Source organism: Hominiventricola sp. (genome assembly GCF_057604405.1).
On record NZ_DBLYVB010000015.1, the window covers coordinates 51535 to 58326 of the forward strand.

At 45.2% G+C, this 6792-nt stretch carries 6 protein-coding genes; all 6 read left to right on the forward strand.

The features are described 5' to 3' along the window. The first annotated feature begins 2 nt into the window (after window positions 1-2). The 6 genes from ACZMB2_RS10035 (at window position 3) to ACZMB2_RS10060 (ending at window position 6655) form a co-directional block, all read left to right on the forward strand. Window positions 3-1349 carry an MATE family efflux transporter gene (locus ACZMB2_RS10035; RefSeq protein ID WP_487596645.1) on the forward strand — a complete coding sequence of 449 codons (1347 nt, stop codon included), beginning with the start codon at window positions 3-5 and terminating at the stop codon, window positions 1347-1349. A 26-nt stretch (window positions 1350-1375) separates the two neighbouring features. Beyond that, complete coding sequence (locus ACZMB2_RS10040) at window positions 1376-2284, forward strand: LysR family transcriptional regulator (protein ID WP_487596646.1); 909 nt, start codon at window positions 1376-1378, stop codon at window positions 2282-2284. Between the two features lie 222 nt (window positions 2285-2506). Beyond that, window positions 2507-3091: a DJ-1/PfpI family protein gene (locus ACZMB2_RS10045; RefSeq protein ID WP_487596647.1), complete on the forward strand. Its 585-nt coding sequence runs from the start codon at window positions 2507-2509 to the stop codon at window positions 3089-3091. Between the two features lie 175 nt (window positions 3092-3266). Next, window positions 3267-4883, forward strand: a complete 1617-nt coding sequence (locus ACZMB2_RS10050) for an ABC transporter substrate-binding protein (protein WP_487596648.1) — start codon at window positions 3267-3269, stop codon at window positions 4881-4883. Between the two features lie 18 nt (window positions 4884-4901). Further along, complete coding sequence (locus tag ACZMB2_RS10055) at window positions 4902-5864, forward strand: ABC transporter permease (RefSeq protein WP_487596649.1); 963 nt, start codon at window positions 4902-4904, stop codon at window positions 5862-5864. Further along, complete coding sequence (locus ACZMB2_RS10060) at window positions 5861-6655, forward strand: ABC transporter permease (RefSeq protein ID WP_487596650.1); 795 nt, start codon at window positions 5861-5863, stop codon at window positions 6653-6655. The genes ACZMB2_RS10055 and ACZMB2_RS10060 overlap by 4 nt, the downstream gene beginning before the upstream one ends. The last annotated feature ends 137 nt before the right edge of the window (window positions 6656-6792 follow it).

Below are 6792 nucleotides of genomic sequence, written 5' to 3' on the forward strand. Positions count from 1 at the left end.
AGATGAAGGAACACACACTCACGAAGGGCAGCGTTGGAAGAGGAATTTTGCTGTTTGTACTGCCGATTATTGTGGGCAGTCTGATTCAGCAGCTTTATGTCACGATTGATGCGGTCGTGGTAGGTCAGTTTACCGGAAAACTGGGACTGGCAGCCATCGATTCCGTGCATACGCTGTTTAAGTTTCCATTGAATTTCATGAATGGTCTGGCTTCAGGCGCGACGATTCTCATTTCCGGACATTGCGGGTCCGGAGATGAGCGGCAGATGCACTGCTCCATCCGTACAGCTTGTACGGTGGCAGTAATTCTGGGTGTGGTCTGCTCCATCGGAGGTGTCCTTTTGACACCGTGGATGTTACATATCATGTCCGTGCCGGAGGAAGTCTATGGCAGGGCACTGATCTATACCTGTATTTATTTTGGCGGTATCTGGTCCATGGTGCTCTATAATATGGCAGCTGGCATTCTGCGTGCATATGGAGATTCCAAACGACCGCTGTATGTATTGATTTGTTGTGCAGTCATTAATATTGTGGGTGACCTTGTGCTGGTAGGCGTGCTGCATCTGGGAGTCGCTGGCGCGGCTCTGGCAACGGTATTTTCACAGATTGTCAGTGTGGTACTTACCTTCGCTATGCTCCGAAAGACGTTGAAAATTAGTAAAGATGAGAGGCCGCTCTGGTGGCCCCATTTCTGTGCAGAGCATATGAGCCAGATGATCAGGATGGGATTCCCGCTGGCTCTGCAGGCCATGTTGTTCCCCATTGCCAACAGCATTGTACAGGCAGGTGTCAACACTATGGGTACAGATCAGATTGCAGCCTGGGGAATTTGTGATAAACTGAATATGTTGATCTGGCTGATGTCTGATTCTATGGGACCGGCGCTGACCACCTTTGTGGCACAGAACCTGGGTGCGAAGAATCCAGAGCGAATCCGCAAGGGAGTTATCATGGGAACTTCCATGTCGGTTGGCGCAGTGGCACTGATCAGTGTGGGACTGTTCTTCTTTGCCCGGATACTGACACCGCTTTTTGTCTCTTCACAGGATGCAGCTTCCCTTGGGGTTCTGGTTGGAACCTACAGTCGGATGATGGCGCCGTTCTTTTTCTTCTATGCCATTGCGGAAGCTCTTTCCGGTGCCTGCTGCGGTACAGGAGATACCGTGCGGCCCATGATTACTACGCTGCTGGCTATCTGCCTGCTTCGTGTGATTGGTATTCTGGCGGTACTTCCGATATATGGAACCATGGAATGTATTGTTGTAATTTATATTGCGTCATGGTTTGCGGCAGGAGTTTCTTTCCTAGCACTCTGGCGCTTTGATGTAGCATATATTTCTAAATAGCAGAATTGCTGAAAGGTGGGGTAATCATGGATCTGAAACAGTTGCAGTATTTTGTGGTCAGTGTGGAAAGCGGAAGCTTCAAGAAAGCAGCAGATATTCTCTATACCACACAGCCGCATATCAGTAAATCCATCAAGGCACTGGAAACAGAGCTGGATGTACAGATTCTGGAACGGAAAGCGCGGGGCGTGGAAGTGACAGAGGCTGGTAAGAAGATCTATGAATACGCCTGCAATATGCTGGTGGATGCGGCAAAGATCCATGCAGTAGAGGAAGAAGAGGAGAGAGTCCTGCATGTGGCTTCGGCTGCCGGTGACCGGTTTGCAGCACTGTTTGGCACTTACTGTGAAGAAAGAGTGGAGAATGGATTGAAAGTCTGGTATCAGGACAGTACAGTGGAAGAAATTTTTCCGGCGCTGCATCATCATACCATTGATATTGGATTTTTCTATGCGGACCAGAGACGGATGACCGCATATCTGCAAATGATTGAGCGGAAACATCTGGAATTTGTGGAGCTCTGTCAGACGGAACCATTTCTTTACGTAGGGCCTGGAAATCCACTTTATTGTGCAGAAAGCGTAACAGACCGTGATCTGAAATCGTTGAAATATGTGCAGAGCCAGGATTCTTACAGCAGACCGGATATGCATCTCATGGAAGGCAGCATGAATTCTTTATGCTATCAGAATCAGGGCCAGGTGATGGTGACTAATAATCGAAGTCTTCTGACACAGATCATTCGGACAACGCCTCTTGCGAATATCAGCAGCGGTCTGTTTCCGGATATTTTGAATGGACAGGGAGATATTCATGCGATTCCCATTCACGGTATGAAGAACAGTATGATTTTTGGATATGTGAAACGTCTTCGTGGCGGTCTGCCGGAAGAAACGGAACAATTTGTGGAGTATGTGAAAGAATATTTGAAATGATATAACGAGTAGAAATATTAGAATAACAAAATGGTATGATTCGTTATCCCCCGCCCCGGCTTGTGGCAAAGATATTCATTTGTTAAAGTAATAACCAGAGGAGGAAAGTCTCCGATATAAATCCCAAATAAATACTCTATCAACAAAAATGGCCGCTTGGTGGGAGTGGCTGTTTTTGCGTTATAGAAATGTAAAAATAAAAAACTAATTGGAGGGATACAGATGGAGGTAAATATTCTTTTGTTTGATGACTTTGATACGATGGATGCATTTGGACCAGCAGAAGTGTTTGGATCGTCACCGCAGCATTTTCACGTGAATTATCTGTCAGTTCCTGGAAATATCGTGAACAGTATGCAGGGGGTGAAGGTGTGGACAGAACCGCTGGAACCGGAAGAGCTGCAGGGGATTGTTGTAATACCAGGGGGACGGGGAGCAAGACGGCTGTTATATCAGGATACAGAAAGCCTGCGCCTTTTGAAGAAAATGGCGGAACGATCTGAAATCTGTATGATGATTGGCAGCGGATCCTTGCTGCTGATGCAGACAGGATCCCTGTTCCGGAGAAAGATAGCAGAATGTAAAACAGATGAAAACTGGAAACGTATGTTTACCGCAGGAGTTTCTACAGTTGTTGACGCAAGCTGGGTTGCAGATGGAAAATACTATTCCTCTTCCTGTACGATGACAGGAATTGACATGGCACTTAGCGTTGTAGCAGACATGGTAGATTTGGAAGTGGCAGAACGTATCGCCCAGAAATTAGGGCATGCCTGGGATGCCGAGGATGAAAATGTATATCAGTAAATGAAAATGATATTCCAAAATACAATAGCTTCATAATAAAACGGTATGTTTAGATATCCCCCGCGGTGGGTTGTGAAGGGCGTGATCCCTCTGTTATAGTAAAGAAGGTCTTTACTATGTCAGAGGGATTTTTTCGTAGTACGGAACAATACAATCATAAGGGAGATAAAGAAACATGAAAAAGTTTAACAGAACAGTCGGATTGTTCCTGAGCGCGGTCATGCTGGCAGCAGCGGTCAGCGGATGCGGCGCAAAGGAGACAGCAGATACAACAGACGCAGTCGCAAGCGAGACCACAGGGAAAGCGGCTCCGGCTGGTGAAATGTCCAGAGACAATACGATGATCTATGGCGCAGAGTTTATGGTGGAGAAGTTCAATCCGATTTTGGGATCTGAGTACTGTGATGCCATGATTTTCAGAGGTCTGATGAAAACAGATGTAGATTGTCAGCCCCAGTGTGACATAGCAACCGATTATGAGATCAGCGATGATCTCCTGACTTATACGTTCAATATCCGCGATGATGTAAAATTTCATGACGGAACGACATTGACAGCGGATGATGTTGTATTTACGATCAGCAGCATCCTGGATGAGAATGTGAATTCTTCGATCCGCTCTGATTTCCTGCTGGTAGATAAAGTAGAAAAACTGAGTGATACTTCACTGAGTATTACTTTGAAAGAGCCGTTCCCGGCACTGCTTGACAAGCTGACCGTTGGAATCGTTCCGGAGCATTGCTTTGAAGGACAGGATATCAATACCGCTGATTTTAATGTAAACCCGGTTGGCTGCGGCCCGTATAAGCTGGTATCGCTGGAAGCAGGTACAAAGTGTATCATGACCAGATTTGATGATTACTATGGAGATAAAGCACAGATTGAAAATATCATTTATCTGTATCTGCCGGATTACAACACAAGAGCACTGCAGCTTAAAAATAATGAGATCGACTTTACGTTTGTAGAGCCAAGTCAGATCAAAGAGCTGGAAGCAGATGAGAACTTAAATGTGTATGTGATCGGTTCTGCAGATTATCGTTGTGTTATGTATAATTTCCAGGTATGTGATCTGTTTGAGGATGTAAGAGTCCGTCAGGCACTGAATTATGCAACGGATAGTCAGGCAGTAGTAGATGCCATTGCTCATGGCTATGGACAGCCTGCTTATTCACCCCTTCAGAAGAATAAATTCAACTGTGAAGATGTAGTAAGATATGATTATGATCCGGAAAAAGCAGCAGCGTTTCTGAAAGAGGCTGGATGGGCTGATACAGACGGAGACGGAATCCTTGATAAAGATGGTGAAAAACTTGCCTTTACCCTGACTGCTCCGGTTGACGATGAAGTTCGTGTGAATATTGGAACCTACCTGTCATCTGAATGGAAAAAGCTGGGTGTGGACTGTACCATGTCAGCCCTTGGATGGGATGCGATCGATATCGCAAAATGTGAGACCTTCCTGCTTGGATGGGGAAGCCCGTTTGATGCAGATAATGATACATATCGTCTGTTTACCACAGGCAGTGCAGATAATTATGGCTTTTACAGTAATGCAGAAGTTGATAAAGCGCTGACGGATGCCCGTATAAAGACAGAAGACGCAGAAAGAGCAGAATGCTATGCAGAATTCCAGAAAGCGTTTGCTGAGGATCCGGCATATGACCTGATTTGTTATCTGGATGCATTGTATGCAGGTAACAAACGGATCAGTGGACCGACAGACAAGGTACTTGGACATCATGGAGCAGGTATCTTCTGGAATATCGAAGACTGGACGATTTCTGAATAAAAGTGGGTTTGATGCAGAATGAAACGATATGTTTTGAAAAGACTGATTCAAAGCATTGTGGTTATGTTTATCATGAGCATCTGCTCATTTGCACTTATAAATGCGGCACCGGGGGAACCGGCTGCCGCAATTTATGGTGGTCAGATGGATAAACTGACACAAGCTGAAAAAGACAGAATTAATGAAAATCTGGGACTGAATCAGCCGGTTGTAGTACGGTATGGCAACTGGCTGTCGGAAGTGTCTCGTGGAAATTTTGGATATTCTTATGCAAATGGACAAAATGTAGGTAAGATGATTAGTGAGCGAATGCCGAACACGATGACCTTGTTTTTGTCTTCTTTTATTTTAACGGTTGTCTTGTCCATTGCGGTCGGGTTGTTTGCAGGACTTCATCCGGATTCTGTGATTGACAGAGTGATTACCATTATCAGCATTACACTGAATGGAATTCCCAGCGTACTGGTTGGAATTATTTTAATCCTTCTGTTCTCTGTGGTGCTTGGATGGCTGCCATCCTCAGGGGTGACCTCTATGTTCTCGGATACGCTTCAGGACCGGGTGATTCATCTGATTCTGCCCACGGTAACAGTCATGTTCAGCCATATCGGTTCCTTTTCCCGTTTTATACAGGAAGGAATGAAAGAAGAACTGGACAGTTACTATGTGTATGTGGCCAAAGCAAACCATATGTCGAAATGGGATATTTACCGGGGTGCCATGAAAAATGCACTGGTTCCCTTTGTGAATTATGTGGGAACCCACGTGCCGTCATTTTTTTCCGGATTTGTTGTAATTGAGACGGTATTTGCATATCCGGGTCTTGGAAATATGATCGTAAACGCTATCCCTGTAAAAGATTATCCGGTATTGATGGGAGGAATCCTGATAACGGGCGTGGTTGTAATTGTGTCCATGCTTATAGTAGATTTGATTGATCTGGCATTGAATCCTAAGCTTCGGAAGGCGGTGGCCAGATGAAAAAGAAGGTAAGAAAAAACGGTCTCTGGGTATTGCTGTTTCTGGTGATCGTATTACTTTGTATAACAGCACCTTTGTATGCAGTATATTCGCCTACAGAAGTAGATCTGGGCAGCGTACTGCAAAAACCGAATGCAGCACACTGGTTTGGAACGGACAGCTCCGGAAGGGATGTATTTACACGTACCATGTATGGCGGAATGGTATCACTGGCAGTGGCGGCAGCCAGCAGTCTGTGCGCTTTGCTGTTTGGAATTATATACGGGGGAATCAGCGGCTATGTGGGTGGTAAACTGGACACGGTTATGATGCGCATGGTTGATATTGCATATGCCATGCCTTCTACGATTGTGGCACTGGCATTTCAGATGATATTTCCCAATAAAGTACTGGGACTGGTGATTGTCATGAGTCTCACCAGCTGGATGACCATGGCGCGTGTAATACGGGCACGGTTTCAGGAGCTGAAAAAAGAAAATTATATTATGCTGGCAGAAGGATTTAATATTCCGCGTTATGTGATTCTGTTTCACCATATGGTACGCAACTCATTTTCCAGCATTATCATTATCGCAACCTTTACCTTTGCCAGTGCAATTGTGACAGAGACTTCTCTTAGCTACCTGGGGGTTGGAATCCCGATTGGCATTCCATCCTGGGGAAATATGATCAATGGAATCCAGAGCTACGTGCTCAGCGGGAAGTGGTGGATTGTGCTGCCGCCGGGTGTGATGATCATTCTTAGCTCGATCTGTGTGAACTATGTGGGTGAATATCTGAAAGAAAAATAAGTTTCCTGAGGTTAAATTTATGGATGATAAAATTGTAAAGCAGAATATTACCAGCTTATGGAACAAGGCATACGTGAACTATGATGAATGTTATGCCCATGGTCTGAAAAGCGAAGAAGAAAAACAGGAGTGGCTGA